Annotated in this window: 15 protein-coding genes; 6 read left to right on the top strand and 9 right to left on the bottom strand. The window is 67.6% G+C overall.

Going from position 1 to position 15,478, the window contains the following annotated elements; all coding sequences use genetic code 11:
* Positions 1–5: 5 nt before the first annotated feature.
* The 3 genes from A6W98_RS13080 to A6W98_RS13070 form a co-directional block, all read right to left on the bottom strand.
* Positions 6–1,202 carry a multidrug effflux MFS transporter gene (locus tag A6W98_RS13080; protein WP_081251925.1) on the bottom strand — a complete coding sequence of 399 codons (1,197 nt, stop codon included), beginning with the start codon at positions 1,200–1,202 and terminating at the stop codon, positions 6–8.
* Positions 1,203–1,404: 202 nt separating this feature from the next.
* Entirely contained in the window at positions 1,405–2,055 is a 651-nt protein-coding gene (locus A6W98_RS13075) for a DsbA family oxidoreductase (protein WP_042462117.1), read from the bottom strand.
* Entirely contained in the window at positions 2,042–3,571 is a 1,530-nt protein-coding gene (locus tag A6W98_RS13070) for a class I adenylate-forming enzyme family protein (protein ID WP_042462115.1), read from the bottom strand. Before A6W98_RS13070 ends, A6W98_RS13075 begins: the two co-directional genes overlap by 14 nt.
* A 61-nt stretch (positions 3,572–3,632) precedes the next feature.
* Here A6W98_RS13070 and A6W98_RS13065 point away from each other — a divergent pair, with 61 nt between their 5' ends.
* Positions 3,633–4,256 (top strand): helix-turn-helix domain-containing protein, encoded by a 624-nt coding sequence (locus A6W98_RS13065; RefSeq protein ID WP_042462113.1) that lies wholly within the window; start codon positions 3,633–3,635, stop codon positions 4,254–4,256.
* Between the two features lie 53 nt (positions 4,257–4,309).
* On the opposite strand, the gene A6W98_RS21150 is transcribed toward A6W98_RS13065, so the two are convergent.
* Together A6W98_RS21150 and A6W98_RS13055 are read right to left on the bottom strand one after the other, a co-directional pair.
* Positions 4,310–4,423 carry a hypothetical protein gene (locus A6W98_RS21150; RefSeq protein ID WP_063490926.1) on the bottom strand — a complete coding sequence of 38 codons (114 nt, stop codon included), beginning with the start codon at positions 4,421–4,423 and terminating at the stop codon, positions 4,310–4,312.
* A gap of 1 nt (position 4,424) precedes the next feature.
* Positions 4,425–6,257 carry an extracellular solute-binding protein gene (locus tag A6W98_RS13055; RefSeq protein WP_042462111.1) on the bottom strand — a complete coding sequence of 611 codons (1,833 nt, stop codon included), beginning with the start codon at positions 6,255–6,257 and terminating at the stop codon, positions 4,425–4,427.
* A gap of 410 nt (positions 6,258–6,667) precedes the next feature.
* On the opposite strand from A6W98_RS13055, the gene A6W98_RS13050 reads away from it, so the two are divergent.
* Complete coding sequence (locus A6W98_RS13050) at positions 6,668–7,441, top strand: 3-hydroxybutyrate dehydrogenase (protein WP_042462109.1); 774 nt, start codon at positions 6,668–6,670, stop codon at positions 7,439–7,441.
* A 7-nt stretch (positions 7,442–7,448) separates the two neighbouring features.
* The gene (locus A6W98_RS13045) at positions 7,449–8,492 is read left to right on the top strand and encodes a patatin-like phospholipase family protein (RefSeq protein WP_042465095.1); all 1,044 of its coding nucleotides are present in this window, start codon (positions 7,449–7,451) and stop codon (positions 8,490–8,492) included.
* A gap of 26 nt (positions 8,493–8,518) precedes the next feature.
* On the opposite strand, the gene A6W98_RS13040 is transcribed toward A6W98_RS13045, so the two are convergent.
* The gene (locus tag A6W98_RS13040) at positions 8,519–9,133 is read right to left on the bottom strand and encodes a LysE/ArgO family amino acid transporter (protein ID WP_042462107.1); all 615 of its coding nucleotides are present in this window, start codon (positions 9,131–9,133) and stop codon (positions 8,519–8,521) included.
* A gap of 16 nt (positions 9,134–9,149) precedes the next feature.
* Positions 9,150–9,923 (bottom strand): DUF502 domain-containing protein, encoded by a 774-nt coding sequence (locus tag A6W98_RS13035; protein ID WP_042462105.1) that lies wholly within the window; start codon positions 9,921–9,923, stop codon positions 9,150–9,152.
* Between the two features lie 509 nt (positions 9,924–10,432).
* Between A6W98_RS13035 and rpsB the strand changes: the two genes are divergently transcribed.
* A complete protein-coding gene (gene rpsB / locus A6W98_RS13030; RefSeq protein ID WP_042462104.1) occupies positions 10,433–11,209 on the top strand; it encodes a 30S ribosomal protein S2 in 777 nt (258 codons plus the stop codon).
* 81 nt (positions 11,210–11,290) lie between these two features.
* Complete coding sequence (gene tsf / locus A6W98_RS13025; RefSeq protein WP_042462102.1) at positions 11,291–12,187, top strand: translation elongation factor Ts; 897 nt, start codon at positions 11,291–11,293, stop codon at positions 12,185–12,187.
* A 96-nt stretch (positions 12,188–12,283) separates the two neighbouring features.
* Here the strand turns inward: tsf and A6W98_RS13020 are convergent, their stop codons facing one another.
* Complete coding sequence (locus tag A6W98_RS13020) at positions 12,284–12,697, bottom strand: GGDEF domain-containing protein (RefSeq protein ID WP_331250196.1); 414 nt, start codon at positions 12,695–12,697, stop codon at positions 12,284–12,286.
* Positions 12,583–13,629 carry a hypothetical protein gene (locus tag A6W98_RS22220; RefSeq protein ID WP_052678043.1) on the bottom strand — a complete coding sequence of 349 codons (1,047 nt, stop codon included), beginning with the start codon at positions 13,627–13,629 and terminating at the stop codon, positions 12,583–12,585. Before A6W98_RS22220 ends, A6W98_RS13020 begins: the two co-directional genes overlap by 115 nt.
* A 178-nt stretch (positions 13,630–13,807) precedes the next feature.
* Between A6W98_RS22220 and A6W98_RS13010 the strand changes: the two genes are divergently transcribed.
* Positions 13,808–15,142, top strand: a complete 1,335-nt coding sequence (locus tag A6W98_RS13010) for a nucleotidyl cyclase domain-containing protein (protein ID WP_155734805.1) — start codon at positions 13,808–13,810, stop codon at positions 15,140–15,142.
* Positions 15,143–15,478 lie beyond the last annotated feature (336 nt).

Raw genomic sequence — 15,478 nt, 5'->3', positions numbered from 1 at the left:
CGCGCCTAGCGCTTGGGCACCGCCAGCATCACCGCCAGCGCCACGCCGACCGAGAGGAAGCAGCCGATGGCCAGCGGCCGGGGCGTGCCGTCGAAGAGAAGCCCGATCGGCGCCGCCAGCAGCGCCGAGACCCCGGTCGCGAAGGCGCCGATGATCGAGGCCGCCATCCCCGCGACATGGCCGAGCGGCTCCATCGCCAGCGCGTTCAGGTTGCCGATGGTCAGCGCGTTCATCCCGAAGAAGGTGATCGACCACAGCACGAAGGCCGGAAACTCGGCCCAGCCGGGCAGAAGATGCAGCCAGAACGCGGCCATCATCAGCCCCGACAGCACGAATTGGCCGATCAGCGCGCTCCGGATCATGAAGCGCATGCCCAGCCGTCCGACCAGCATGGCGTTGAGAAAGCTCGCCGATCCGGCGCAGAGCGCGACCACCCCGAACCAGAGCGGGAAGCTGTCGGCGCGGTCGAAATAGATGTCGTAGATCTGCTGGGTCGAGGTCAGGAAGCCGAAGAACCCGGCGAAGATGAAGGTCTGCACCAGGGTCGCATTGCGCGCGACCGGCGAGGCCACCACCTCGCGCGCGGCGGCCAGAAGCGGGCCGGGGCGCATCGGGCGGCGGTTTTCCTGCGGCAGGGTCTCGGCCTGGCGGAAGGCGAACCAGCCCATCGAGACCAGCGAGAAGACAAGGAAAGACCCGAAGATGCCGCGCCAGCCGAAGCCCGCCATCACCACCGCCCCGACCGAAGGGGCAAGGGCGGGCAATATCGTGAAGATGGTCATCACGAAGGAGACGATCTTGGCCATGTCTCGCCCCGAATAGAGGTCGCGCACCACGGCCAGCGCCACCACCCGGACGCCCGCCGCGCCGAAGCCCTGGATCACCCGCCCGATCAGCAGCCATTCGAGGCTTTGCCCGAGCCCGGCAATGGCCGCGCCCAGCATGTAGGCGGCGGCGGTGCCGAGGATGACCGGCTTGCGTCCGAAACAGTCCGAAAGCGGCCCCATGATCAGCGTGCCCGCGCCCATGCCCAGCATGAAGCTGGTGACCACGAATTGCGCCTTGTTCAGGTTGTCCGGGGTCAGTTCGGCACCGATTTCGGGCAGGGCGGGCAGCATCGCGTCGATCGAGAAGGCGACCGTGGCGAAGAGCAGGGCCGTCATGGCAACGAATTCGACTCGCATAAGACGCCTTGCGGCCATGGCAGGTCCTTTCAGGAAACGGAAGACATCCGCGCAGGCGCCCATCCTGCGAGGGGCAATCCGGCACGAGACAGGGCGGCGCGAGGCCGGAGCATGGGGGCTAGACCATTCGACCCGGCCGGACAAGGCACGCCCGCTGTGCGATGCCGCACAAGGAAGCGTGTCCCTGCGGCCTCCGGCCGGGCGTGGCGGCCGGCCAGGCCTATTGCAGACCGGCCTTCGGCGCCGCGCCGACCAGTTCGGCAATGACCTGCAGCCACAGCGCCGTCGGCTGCGCGCCGACCAGCACATGGGTATCGGCAACGATGAAGGTCGGTGCCCCGGTCACGCCGCGGGCGCGGGCATGGGCGTCGCGCTCGCGGATGCCGTCGAGATCGGCGTCGCTGGCCAGAAGCCGCGCGACCAGCGCGCCGTCCAGCCCGGCCGATGCGGCGATCCCGGTCAGCACCGCCGCATCGCCGATATCCTGCCCGTCGATGAAATAGGCCTGGAACAGCGCCTCGACGACCATGGACTGGCGATGCTCGATCCCGGCCCAATGGATCAGACGCTGCGCGTCGAGCGTGTTCGGGGTGCGGGCGATGGCGCCGAGGTTCAGCTCGATCCCGGCGGCGCGGGCGCGCTGGTCGATCTCGGCATAGGCGCGGACGGCCTCGGTCTGGCCGCCGAACTTGGCCTCGAGATAGGTGCGCCGGTCCATGCCCGCGCGCGGCATCTCGGGGTTCAGCTGGAACGGCTGCCAGGCGATGGTGAAGGGATGGTCGGGGCGCTCGGCCAGCGCCGCTTCCAGCAGCCGTTTGCCGATCAGGCACCAGGGGCAGATCGGGTCGGCGAAGATGTCAAGCCGGACCATGCGCGGCCTCATGGGTTTGCCGGATCAGGCGGCGGTTGAGCTTGCCATTCGGGTTCTTCGGCAGCTCGTCGAGATGGACGTAAAGCCGGGGCTGCTTGTAGCGCGCCAGACGCTCGGCGGCGAAGGCGGCAAGCGCGGCCTCGTCCTGCGGCGTGCCGGTATAGAAGGCGGCGATGACGGTGGTGTCGGCCTTGACCGCGATTTCTGTGGCGGCGACCTCGTGGATCCCGGGATGCTCCATCAGCGCGCGCTCGACCTCGAGCGGCGAGACCCGGACCCCGCCCGCGTTCAGCATGTCGTCGCCGCGCCCGAGATAGGCGATGGCGCCGTCCTCGGCCATCTCGACCATGTCGCCGGTCAGGAACCATTCGCCGTCGAAGCGCGCGCGGGTCTCGGCCTCGGCCTTGAGATAGCCCAGCATCAGCCCCGGATCGCAGCTCGAGATCGCCAGCTGACCGGGCTCGCCGCGCGCGACGGGGGCGTTGTCGGGGCCCAGAACGGCGATGCGGCGCCCGGCCTGCGGATAGCCCGAGGCCGGAAGCGGCGCGGGCCGCGCAGGGCTGCCCGAGACGAAGGTCGAACATTCCGACATGCCGAGCGCCTCGTAGACGAAGGTGCCGGTCGCCTCGCGCCAGGCGCTCCGGGTGGTCTCGGGCATCTTCTCGCCCGCCGACAGCCCGTGGCGCAGCTTGGGCAGCACGATCTGCGGATGCTTCTTCAGCATCTGGCGATAGACGCCCGGAGCGGCGGCGAAGAGGGTCGCATCGAAGCGGCGCAGCAACAGCGGCAGGTCGTCCGGCCGCACCCCCGGCGCCGGGATCAGCGCGGTCGCACCGATGGTCCAGGGATCGAGCAGACCGGTGCCCAGCGTATAGGTCCAGTTGAAGGCCCCGGCATGGAGCAGCCGGTCATCGGCGCGAAGCCCGTACCAGCCCTCCCACATCATCCGGCGCGCCCAGACCGCGCGATGGGCATGGATCACGCCGCGCGGCTGCCCCGAGGTGCCCGATGTGTAGACGATATAGGCCGGCCGGTCCGGATCGCCGAGGACATAATCGGCGGGCGCATCGTGATAGAAGCCGCGCTGGGTCTTTATGTCGAGCACCGGCGCCGGGCAGTCATCGGGCAGCGCCACGTTCGGCCCGGCGAGGATCGCCACCGGCTCGATCTGGGCGGCAAGCTTGCCGATCTCGGTCCGGGTCAGCATCGCCGAGGTCGGTACCGGCACCAGCCCGGCGGCGATGGCCGCAAGATAGCCGATCGGGAATTCGACCCCGTTGCCGAGCCGCAGCAGGACGCGCCCGCCCTCGGGCAGGCCCATCGCCTGCAGCCCCGCAGCAAGGCCGCGCACGGCAGCTTCGAGCCGAGCATAGGACCAGCGCTCGGCGCCATGCGGGCCGACGATGGCCAGCGCCACCTTTTCCGGGGAATGCGTTGCCGGGGCCAGCACATAGGCGGCCAGGTTGAACGGGGCGGGGCAGGGCGCGGGGGCGCCCTCATCGAAGATCGCATGCATGGGACCGGTGCTAGCCGCGCGGCCTTGCGGTTGCAAGGGGCAAGCACTAAGAGCCGGGGGCATGGCCGAGGAGCGCGAACATAGCCTGATCCGGATCATCCGTGCCGAGAGAGAGGCGGAGGCTGCCGAGCCGCTCGATCTGGGCCGCCGGGTCCGTGAATTGCGCAGCGAGAAGGGCTGGACCCTGGAACAGGCCGCCCGCCATGCCGGGCTTGCGCGCTCGACCCTGTCGAAGATCGAGAACGACCAGATGTCGCCGACCTATGACGCGCTGAAGAAGCTTGCCACCGGGCTGGGCGTGTCGGTGCCGCAGCTGTTCACGCCGATGCGCGGCGCGCGGGCGGGCGGGCGGATGGCGGTCACGCGCACCGGCGAGGGCGCGGCCCATGCCACGGCCACCTACGAGCATGAGCTGATGGCGGGCGCGCTGGCGCGCAAGCGCATGATGCCCTACCGGACCCGGATCCGCGCCCGCGATATCGGCGAATTCGACGGCTGGGTGCGCCACGAGGGCGAGGAATTCCTCTATGTGCTGACCGGGGTCGCGCGCCTTTACACCGAGTTCTACGCCCCGGTCGACATGCGCCGCGGCGACAGCGCCTATTACGACGCGACCATGGGCCATAACCTGGTCTCGATCAGCCAGGAGGACGCGACGATCCTCTGGGTGACCTCGGTCGAGTGAGAGCCGGACCGGCCCCCGTTAGGTTCAGGCCCCGGTGAGGTTGAGCCGCGGTCTCAGAGCGCGTTGCGCACGGTGCGGGCCCCGGCCGAGATGTCCTTGCCCACGCCCTCGACGGTGGAACAGCTCGCCAGCGTCAGCGCGAGCAGGATAAAAAGCAGTCGTGTCATCTCAGTTCTCCTCTGACCACCAGACATCCGGCAGGAAGCCGACCCAGTCGCCATAAACCGGAATCCGGGCCGGGTAATGCAGCCGCGCGGAATGGGCAAGATGGGACTGCGGCGCGTACCAGATCGGGATCACATAGCGCCCGCTTGTCAGCACCCGGTCAAGCGCCCGCGTGGCCGCGACGAAATCGGCGCGCTCATCCGCGCTCAGCAGGCGGCGGATCATCGCCTCGGCGGCCGGGCTGTCGATGCCCATCCAGTTGCCGGTGCCGGGGGTGTCGACCCCGGCCGAGCCCCAGTAGAGCCACTGCTCGTTGCCCGGCGAGAGCGACAGCGCCCGGGTATAGAAGGTCATGTCGAAGTCATAGCTGGTGGTGCGCTGGACATATTGCGCGGTATCGACCTCGGTCACGTGGACCTCGGCCCCCAGACGCTGCAGCGCATCGGCAAAGAGCGTCACGATCCGCGTGCTGTCGGTGGCGCCCTGGGACAGCAGGATCTCGAAGCGGAAGGGCTGTCCCTCGGCATTGCGCAGGACCCCGTCGCGGCCCACCGTCCAGCCCGCCTCGGCCAGCCGCGCGAGGGCCGCGCGCAGGTTCCGCCGGTTCTGTGGCCGGCCGTCCGAAACCGGCAGGGCATAGCCCTCGAGCGCGCCGGGCAAAAGCGTATCGGCAAAGGGGGCGAGCAGCGCGCGCACCTTGCCCTCGGCGGGGCCCGGGCGCATCCCGAGCTCGGAATTCGAGAAATACGAGGTGATCCGGGGCTGGACGCCGCCGGTCATGGTCTGGTTGATGAACTCGAAGTTGAAGGCGAGGATCATCGCATCGCGCACCCGCCAGTCGGCGAAAAGCGCCCGGCGGGTGTTCATCGCGAGCCCGGTGATGCCCGAGGGGCGGCCATGCGGGATGTCGGCCTTGACGACCGCGCCCGAGCGGATCGCGGGGAAGTCGTAGACGGTCTGCCACTTGGCCTCGTTGGTCTCGCGGAAGACGTCGACCTGGCCTGCCTTCAGCGCCGAGAACAGCGCCGCGCCGTCGGCGTAATAGTCGTGGCGGATCTCGTCGAAATTGTGCTTGCCGCGGTTGAAGGGCAGGTCGCGGCCCCAGTAGTCCGGGTTCCGCCGGAGCGTGACCTGACGCCCGGGCTCGGCCGAGGCGACCACATAGGGCCCGCTGCCGATCGGCGGTTCGAGCCCGCTTTGCGCGAAATCGCGGCCCTGCCACTGTGCCTTCTTCAGGATCGGCTTGAGGCCGAGGATCAGCGGCAATTCGCGGTCGGGCGCGTTGAAGGTGAAGCGCACGCTGCGCGGCCCAACCGCCTCGGCCCGGGCGATCTTGTCATGGCCGTTGCGATAGCGCGGATGGCCGATCCGGCCCAGCGTCTCGACCGACCAGAGCACATCCTCGACCGTGACCGGGCTGCCATCCGAGAACCGCGCCTCGGGGCGCAGGGTGAATTCGACCCAGTCCCGGTCAGGGCCGGTCTCGACGGTTTCGGCCAGAAGCCCGTAAAGGGTGAAGGGCTCGTCCCAGGACCGACCCATGAGGCTTTCATAGCTTTCATGCGCCAGTGCCCAGGGCGGGGTGCCTTTCAGGATGAAGGGGTTGAGGCTGTCGAAGCTGCCGGGCTCGCCCAGCACGATCCGGCCGCCCTTGGGCGCGTCGGGATTGACATAGGGCAGGGCCGCGAAACCGGCTGGCAGCGCCGGCTCGCCATACATGGCGATGCCATGGGCCGGGGTCCCGGCGGGAGCCTGTCCGGCCGAGAGAATCGCCGGGAGAATCGTGGTAAACGCGAATCCCGCGACTCGGGCTGCGCGCTGGAGAATGCCTGTCATGGGGCTCGGGCCTCGTTTCCGGCTTGGCCCTGTTCCGGGCCTTGTTTTACTTGCGTCGGACCCTACGCGGAGCGCTTTGGCTTTTCAAACTTTTAGCTTGGCCCTCGGCGCGAGATTGCGTATAAAGAGGGCACTGCTCGATAGGTTTCTTGCCTGTATGAAACCTGCCTCAATAACTTAACGCCCGCTTCGTGCGGGCGTTTTTTTTCATGTCATTCAGGCGGTATTTCCAATCTGAGCCCCGATGCGGGAATCGGTCCGCCCGGATATCCGGGCGCGAACTCCCTACAGCCCGCGCCGGGTCGAACCAATTCACGTTGGCTCCCGTTGCCGTGTGTTTCCCTGCTATCGCGCCTGTCGCGCGCCATGTAGGATTTCGGCAACCGCAGAATTCAAGAAAGAGGTTTCACATGTCGCTTTCCGGAAAGACCGCCATCGTCACCGGCTCGAATTCGGGGATCGGGCTCGGCGTCGCGCATGAGCTGGCCCGGGCCGGCGCCGATGTCGTTCTGAACTCGTTCACCGACCGGGACGAGGATCACAAGCTGGCCGAGGACATGGCCGCACAGCACGGGGTGAAGGTCCGCTACATCAAGGCCGACATGTCGAAGGGCGACGAGTGCCGCGCGCTGATCGAGACCGCCGGGGCCTGCGATATCCTGGTCAACAATGCGGGCATCCAGCATGTCGCCCGGATCGAGGAATTTCCGGTCGGGAAATGGGATGCGATCATCGCCATCAATCTGAGCTCGACCTTCCACACCACCGCCGCGGCGCTGCCGATGATGCGCAAGGCGGGCTGGGGGCGGATCGTCAACATCGCCTCGGCCCATGGCCTGACCGCCAGCCCCTTCAAAAGTGCCTATGTCGCGGCCAAGCACGGCATCGTGGGCTTCACCAAGGTCACCGCGCTTGAAACCGCCGAAGAGCCCATCACCTGCAACGCCATCTGCCCGGGCTATGTGTTGACACCGCTGGTCGAGGCGCAGATCCCCGATCAGATGAAGACCCATGACATGGACCGCGAGACGGTGATCCGCGAGGTGATGCTGGACCGTCAGCCCTCGAAGGAATTCGCCACCGTCGAGGAAATCGGCGGCACCGCGGTGTTCCTGTGTTCCGATGCGGCGAAACAGATCACCGGCACGACGATCAGCGTCGATGGCGGCTGGACCGCGCTGTGAGCCGGCGATGACAACCCTGCGTATCAATCTGGCGCTTCAGGGCGGGGGCGCGCATGGCGCCTTCACCTGGGGCGTGCTCGACCGGCTGCTGCGGGACCCCGAGATCGAGATCGCGGCGATCTCGGGCGCCTCGGCCGGCGCGATGAACGGCGCGGCGGTCAAGTCCGGGCTGGTTTCGGGCGGCTGCGAGACCGCGCGCGAGAATCTCGACTGGTTCTGGCAACAGGTCGGCGCGGTCGGCGACATGCGGCTGACCAGCTGGATGATGGCCTTCCTGCCCGGCGCGGGCGCGGTGGCGCAATTCATGGAACAGTCGATGCCGATCTCGCTGATCGACACCGCCAGCCGCTCGGTCAGCCCCTATGCGCTGGGGCCGTTCTACCGCAACCCGCTGGAGCGGGTCGTGCGCCGCCTGGATTTCGAGCGCGTCTGCGCCCGGGCCGAGCCGCTTCTGTTCGTCGGCGCCACCAATGTGCGGACCGGCAAGGTGCGGATCTTCAAGGGCGACGAGATCGACGGCGACGTGCTGCTGGCCTCGGCCTGCCTGCCGACCCTGTTTCAGGCGGTCGAGATCGACGATCCCGATACCGGCCGGACCGAGGCCTATTGGGATGGCGGCTATACCGGCAACCCGGCGCTGTTTCCGCTTTTCGCGCCCGAACTGCCCGAGGATATCGTCGTGGTCTCGATCAACCCGATGGAGCGCGACGAGGTCCCGACCACGCCGCAGGACATCCAGAACCGGATCAACGAGATCAGCTTCAACTCGTCCCTGCTGCGCGAGCTGCGGACGATCTCGCAGCTTGAACAGCTCATTGCCGAGGGCCGGATCGATCCCGGCTCGATGAAGCTGCCGCGCATTCACATGATCTCGGATGACGGGCCGATGAACAGCCTCAGCATCGTCACCAAGCTGATGCCGAGCCCGATCGTGCTGGCCGAACTGAAGGCAGCCGGAGAGGCGGCGGCCGAGCGCTTCCTGTGCGAGACCAAGCCCAACCTGCAGAAGGCGAGCAGCGTCGATCTCAGGCGGATCTGTGCGGATGGCTGAGCCGGACCCGGCTCAGCCCCCCGGGATCAGCCTCCCAGAAGCAGCCGCGCCGCGATGATCCACATCACCACCGCGATCAGCGCGTCGAGCAGCCGCCAGGCGAGCGGGCGCGCCATGGCCGGGGCAAGCAGCCGCGCGCCGTAGCCGAGCGCGAAGAAGAAGCAGAACGAGGCGGCGACGGCGCCAAGGCCGAAGGCCATCCGCGCCGCGCCGGGGGCGAAGTCGGTCGAGATCGCGCCGATCAGACCCAGCGTGTCGAGATAGACATGCGGATTGAGCCAGGTCAGCGCCGCCGCCGTGCCCAGCACCGCGCGGACCGAGCCCGCCCGGCCTCCGGCTTCGAGCCGGTGCCCGCCCTGCCAGGCGGCGCGGGCGCGAAGTGCTCCATAGACGATCAGGAAGGCCGCGCCGCCCAGGCCGAAGGCGCGCGGCAGCCAGGGCAGGGCGCCCGTGATCGCCCCGAACCCGGCCACACCGGCCGAGATCAGCAGCGCATCCGACATCGCGCAGAACAGGCACAGCGCGAAGACATGGGATTGCAGCAGACCCTGGCGCAGCACGAAGGCGTTCTGCGCCCCGATCGCCAGGATGAGAGACAGCGAGGTGGCGAAACCGGTCAGCGCCGGAGCAAGCAAGGTCATTGTTCAGTCACGTGTCTCAGGCGCCGATCTTCTCGCGGTCGCGTGCCCGACGCGCGGCCTGCTGGATCGGCCGCGGCGCCGCGGCGGCGGCGGCCAGAACCTGCGGATCCTCGGGGGCGACGAGCCCGGCCGAGATCACCAGCTTGGCGGCTTCCTCGACGCTCATGTCAAGTTCGATCACGTCGCTCTGCGGCACGAACAGAAGAAAGCCCGAGGTCGGGTTCGGCGTGGTCGGAAGGAACACCGACAGGATCGGGTCATCGGCCGGGACCAGCCGCCGGATCTCGCCCTTGGCATTGGTCGAGACGAAGGCGATGGCCCAGATGCCGGGCCGCGGATACTGGATCAGCACGACGCGGTCGAAGCTTGTCTCGGTCTGGGCGAAAACCGTCTCGGCGATCTGCTTGAGCCCGTTATAGACCGAGCGGATCACCGGCATCTGGCCCACGACCCGCTCGCCCCAGCCGATGAACGAGCGGCCGACCATGCCCTTGGCCATCCAGCCGACGACGAGCGTGAAGACGAGGAAGAAGATCACGCCGAGGCCACGGATGTCGATGCCGATATACTGTTCCGGCTGGAACTTCTGCGGCACGAAGGGCAGGACGAAGCCGTCGATCCAGCCGGTGACGGTCCAGATCAGCCAGACGGTCAGCCCGACCGGGGCGATCACCACCAGACCGGCCAGAAAGTTGTTGCGCAGCCGGGCCAGGACGCCGCGCCAGAACCGGCGCTGATGCGGTTCCTGCGGATCGGACGGCTCGGCGGAGGGCTCTTTGGATTCGAACATGTTCGGCTGGATTCTCCCGTGTCGCCCCTTAGCTAGGGGCAGGGCCGCCGCGCGACAATAGCCTCGCTCTGCCTGCGGACCGATTTAGAGGCAGAGACCCCGGCGTGGCCCGGATCTGCCTGTTTGGCGGGCGCTTCGCCAAGCCCGTGCAGGGCTGAGAGTGCAAGGTTGGGGCGGCTATATGGTCGGCCGAGGGTTCTGACGCGCGGCCGCTTGGCGCCCGGAGAGAAGCCCAAAAGGCCGCCGCCGCTCTTCAGGATCGGGCAACTCCGGCCCATATCGGCCTTGCGGGGTCCGGCAGGCGCGCCGGCAAGCCGCGGAAACGGGGTTTTCGCGGTATTTTCGCCAGGAAGAAGACGGCGGGGCTTGCAGGGCGAGGCGAATGGGGGTATGGGCGCCTCACTTCGACAGGCGGGGCTGGGCCCTGCGGGGAGACATCCCGCAGCGGTCCGCCGGTTGGGCATATGCCCTTGACGCTCCGCCCAGGCGCAAACCGGAAAGGACAAGACATGGCGCTTCCCGATTTCTCCATGCGTCAGCTGCTGGAAGCTGGCGTTCACTTCGGTCACCAGACGCAGCGGTGGAACCCCCGCATGGCGCCCTTCATCTATGGCGACCGCAACGGCATCCACATCGTCGACCTGACCCAGACCGTCCCGATGCTGGACCAGGCGCTGAACGTGATCCGCGACACCGTGGCCCGCGGCGGCCGCATCCTCTTCGTCGGCACCAAGCGGCAGGCGCAGAAATCGGTGGCCGATGCCGCCGAGAAATGCGCGCAATACTACATGAACCACCGCTGGCTCGGCGGCACGCTGACCAACTGGAAAACCGTGTCGCAGTCGATCAAGCGTCTGAACGAGATCGACGAGCGCATGGCGACCGGCGCCGAGGGCCTGACCAAGAAGGAACGGCTGCACATGGAGCGCGAGCAGACCAAGCTGCAGGCGTCTCTGGGCGGCATCCGCGAAATGGGCGGTCTGCCGGACCTGCTGTTCGTGATCGACGTGCGCAAGGAAGATCTGGCCATCCTCGAAGCCCGCAAGCTGGGCATTCCGGTGGTCGCGGTGGTCGATACCAACTGCTCGCCCGAGGGCGTGGACTACATCATCCCGGGCAATGACGACGCGGCCCGCGCGATCCAGCTTTACTGCGACCTGGCCAGCCGTGCCGCGCTTGACGGCATGAGCGCACAGATGGACGCCGCCGGCGTCGATCTCGGTGCGCTGGAAGAGGCCCCGGTCGAGGAACTGCTGGCCGACGCACGGTCCGAGGGCGAGGCCTGAGCCTCACCCCTGTCACGGAATTGATACCGGGCGCGGCGAAAACCCGCCCGGTCACCCAAGGATTACGAGGAGAGCCGAACCATGGCGATCACCGCTGCACTGGTGAAGGAACTGCGCGACAAGACCGGCGCGGGCATGATGGATGCCAAGAAGGCGCTGACCGAGAATGACGGCAACATGGATGCCGCCATCGACTGGCTGCGCACCAAGGGGCTGGCCAAGGCCGCCAAGAAATCGGGCCGGACCGCCGCCGAGGGCCTCGTTGCCGTCGTCGTCGAGGGCGGCAAGGGCGTCGCGATCGAGGTCAACTCGGAAACCGACTTCGTCGCCAAGAACGCCGAATTCCAGGCGATGGTCTCGGATATCGCCAAGGTGGCGCTGGGGGTCGACGATGTCGAGGCCCTGAAGGCGGCCGATCTCGGCGGCAAGTCGGTGGCCGACACGCTGACCGACAAGATCGCGACCGTCGGCGAGAACATGACGCTGCGCCGGATGGCCCGGATCGAGGGCGAGCAGGTCGTGGCCTACGTCCATAACGCGGCGGCAGAGGGCATGGGCAAGATCGGCGTTCTGGTCGCGATGACCGGCGGCGATGCGGCCTTCGGGCGTCAGGTGGCGATGCATGTCGCCGCGGTGAACCCGGCGGCGCTGTCCGAGGCCGACATGGATCCGGCCGTGCTCGAGAAGGAACTGGCCGTTCAGACCGCCAAGGCGCTGGACGAGAACGCCACCGCCGCCAAGCCGAAACCCGAGGCGGTGATCACCAACAACATCATCCCCGGCCGGATGAAGAAATTCATCTCGGAATCGACCCTGATGGGTCAGGCCTTCGTGGTGAACCCCGACATGACCGTCGAGGCCGCTGCCGAGGCCGCCGGCGCCACCATCACCGGCTTCGTCCGGCTCGAGGTCGGCGAAGGCATCGAGAAGGCCGAGGAAGACTTCGCGGCCGAAGTGGCGAAAGTCGTCCAGGGCTGATCGAGCCCCAAGGCTTGCAGAAAGATGCGGCGCGGCACCCGGACGGGGCCGCGCCGTTTTCATGCCGGCTTCCGGCTGGCGGGGGCAGGGGTGGTTTCAGGAGACCAGACGCGGTGGCGTCCTCCGGGCGAGGGGGCCGACCGCCGCCTCGGCCTCGCACAGGGCGGCGGCCGACATGACGCGGTTGCGGCCGCCAATCTTGGCGGCGTAAAGCGCGGTGTCGGCACGGCGGATGGCGCACCCGATGCCGGCCTCGCCGGGCTGGACCATGCTGACCCCGAAGGAGGCGCTGACCGGATGCGGCATCGCCCCGATCCGCATCGGCGCATGACCGGCAATGCTCTGGCGCAGCCGTTCCGCCATCTGCACCAGAAGCACCTCGGCCGAACTGGCCATCACCAGCAGGAATTCCTCGCCGCCCCAGCGGACGAGAAGATCGCTTTCGCGGATGTTCCGGTTGGCGATCTGCGCGATGTCGCAGAGCAACCTGTCGCCCGCATCGTGCCCCAGCGCGTCATTGACCGCCTTGAAGTGATCGAGATCGAACAGCACGACGCCACGGGCCTCGTCGCGGTTTCCAAGCGCCATCGCCAGGCCGCGCCGGTCAGGGGGTCGTGCCGGGCGGCGTATTCGAGCGCGAGGCTGGATTTCTCCATCAGATGGCCGATGACCAGCACCAGCGCCAGCATGATCCAGCCGGTGAAACCGAAGGCCAGCTCGAGCGCGAGATGGCTGGCCGGATCGGGGCGGACATTGAGGAAATAGAGAAACCCCGACATCCAGGGAACGAGCAGCGCCCCGGTTACCAGTGCACGGGTATAGGTGCCGTAGCTGGTCCGGGCGAAGAGCGGCCGCAGGAAGGGCTGATCGCGCAGTTTCAGCGTCTGGGCGGAACAGACCAGGATCATGATCGCCAGCGCATAGGGAGACATCTCTCCGCGCCAGAGCGTGAGGTTGAAGGCGAGCTTGAGCACGCCCATCGTGGTGCCGACCCAGGCCGCGGCAAGAAACAGCAGCGATGTCTGGCGTTGATGCGGTTCCGCCAGCAGTGCCAGATTGAGCATCGCCAGCACGAAGGCGGTCTCGACGGAGAGAACGCCCTGCAACCCGGTGCTTTCCAGGGCGTGTTCAATCCGGGGATGCCCGACGATCCGGATCCAGCCGGGAACGGAGGCCTCGAACAGCCGCTCGATGGCCAGAAGCGCGACGATGCAGGCCAGCATCCGGACCGGGCCGCGCAGGCCCGAGGGCTGACGGCGCAGCAGGAACAGCAGTCCGAAGACGGCAAATCCGGTCGCGGGAAGAAGATGCAGCGCGGCGGCGGTGTCGGCGGGCGGATCGAGCAGGTTCTGCAACAGGCCCAGGCCGATCGCGACCAGAATGGTCAGCCCCAGAACGCGGATCGCGAGGGTCGTTCGGGGCCTCTGGTCTGCGCTTGCCATCCTGTTGCTCGCTCGACACGAAAACTGCCTCAGGATAGGGTCGCTATAGGCTTAATATTTGGTTACCCGGGGCGGGCTTTGCGCGTCTGCGACGCAGGGTCATTAACCTTAACTTCGATTTAGGCGCGAAAAGTTACTCTGGCGAGACCGATCCACCGTCTTACCGGGGCTCTTGACCGTGTTCACGCCAACCGCCAGTCCTGCTCAGCCGCTGCTGCCTCAGGCCCTCCGCCTGCTTTGTCTGGCGCTGCTGGTCACCGCGGTCTTCGGGGCCTTGCATTACATTCTGGTCGCGCCGTCGCGCCATGTGCCCGTCCTGCATCCGGCCGGGGCGTTCGGCTTCGTGCTTTTCGCGCTTTCGGTGCTGCTGCGCGGCTCGAAAGCCTGGGGACTGCGTTTGTGGACGGCGGTCGGGGGCGGCGTTGCGCTTCTGGCGGGGTTGCGGTTGATCGACGGGCTGCTGCCGGGCGGTCCCTACCTGAGCGGGGCGGTCCCGCTCTGGCCCGGGCGGTCGCCGGGACCCGCCGATCTGTCCACGACCTATGCAATCCTGACCCTGCATCTCTGCCTGGCGCTCCAGCCCTTTCATCGCGGCGCGGCGATGGCGGTGCTGGTGGCGGCCTGGACCGGGATCTGGTGGAGCGCGATGACGGATCTGTTCGAGGCGACGACCTGGGGGCGCCCGGTTTCCGCCTTTTCGCTCAGCTGCATGGGACTCGCAGGCTTGGCCATGACGCATATCCTGCGTGCCGAATGGCTGCTGCGTCCGCTCTTTTCGCGCGAACGGCATGGCCCCCGGATGCGCATACTTCTGGTCCTGGCGCTGATCGGGCCATGGCTTGTCGGCATTGCGACCCTGCATGCGGTGCCCGAAACCGTCTCGGCGCGGCTGCTGATTGCCCCTCTGCTGGGCCTGTTCGGCTTGGCCCAGCTGGCACTGGTGCTGACGGTCGGGGCGCTGCTCGAGCGGGCGGCCCGTGCCGATGCACGCGCCGAGCTGTTCGACCCGGTCGCGGGCCGGGCCAGCAAATTCCGGCCCGACCGGGATCTGCTCGACGGCAAGGGGCCGGTCGGCGTGATCCTCTGCGCCCCCGGGGCGGGCGTTAACGGAGCCGATCCGGAGGCAGATGAGCGTGCGATGCGGTCGGCATTGCAGCGAACGGTTCGCCATGTCCGCGCCGAGGACAATATCGGGCGCTGGCGACGGCACATGCTGATGGTGGTGGCACATGTCCCGAGCGAGGCCGATCTGGCCCGGATCGGCGAGAGGCTGGAACGGAAGCTGCGGCCGCAGCCGGATCTGCCGGTCGCTGCCATCGGGATCAGCATGTCGGCCTTCGACGAACCCAACCTCGAGGCGGCGCTGCAACGCGCCGAAAGCGCGCTTTACGTCGCCGAACGCCGCGGCGGCGGAACGCTGGTTCGGGTCTCGGACCTGGCGGAAACGGGGCAGGGGGCGGAAGCCCGTAACACCCCCGTGACATGGGAGGGGCGGCGAGGCCCCCCTAAATAGCCCGCCGCCCCTTTGGCCTTTCTGCAAAACCGCCCGCTGAGGGCGGCCTGAGCGAAAAGGCGCAGAATCTGACCGACGAAGAATAGACCGCCCGATCCTGCTCCGGTCTCCCGGTACGGCGTTCGCCGCGAAACTGTGCGGTACTGCGCGCCGACAATGTTCCCTGGCCCAAGGCCACCACTCACGGAACGGCTAAAAATTGCCGATATCCTGACCAAAAAGATAGTCAGGGAATCCGTACTTCGTCGGGTTTAAAAAACGAACAAATTCAACCTTTAGGCGATATAACCTCGCGTGGAAACGCGCCAGAAGTAACGTAGCGTCACTTCCGGTTGT

The organism is Rhodovulum sulfidophilum DSM 1374, from assembly GCF_001633165.1.
Lineage (GTDB): Bacteria > Pseudomonadota > Alphaproteobacteria > Rhodobacterales > Rhodobacteraceae > Rhodovulum > Rhodovulum sulfidophilum.
This window is presented reverse-complemented; position numbering and strand designations above follow the sequence as displayed.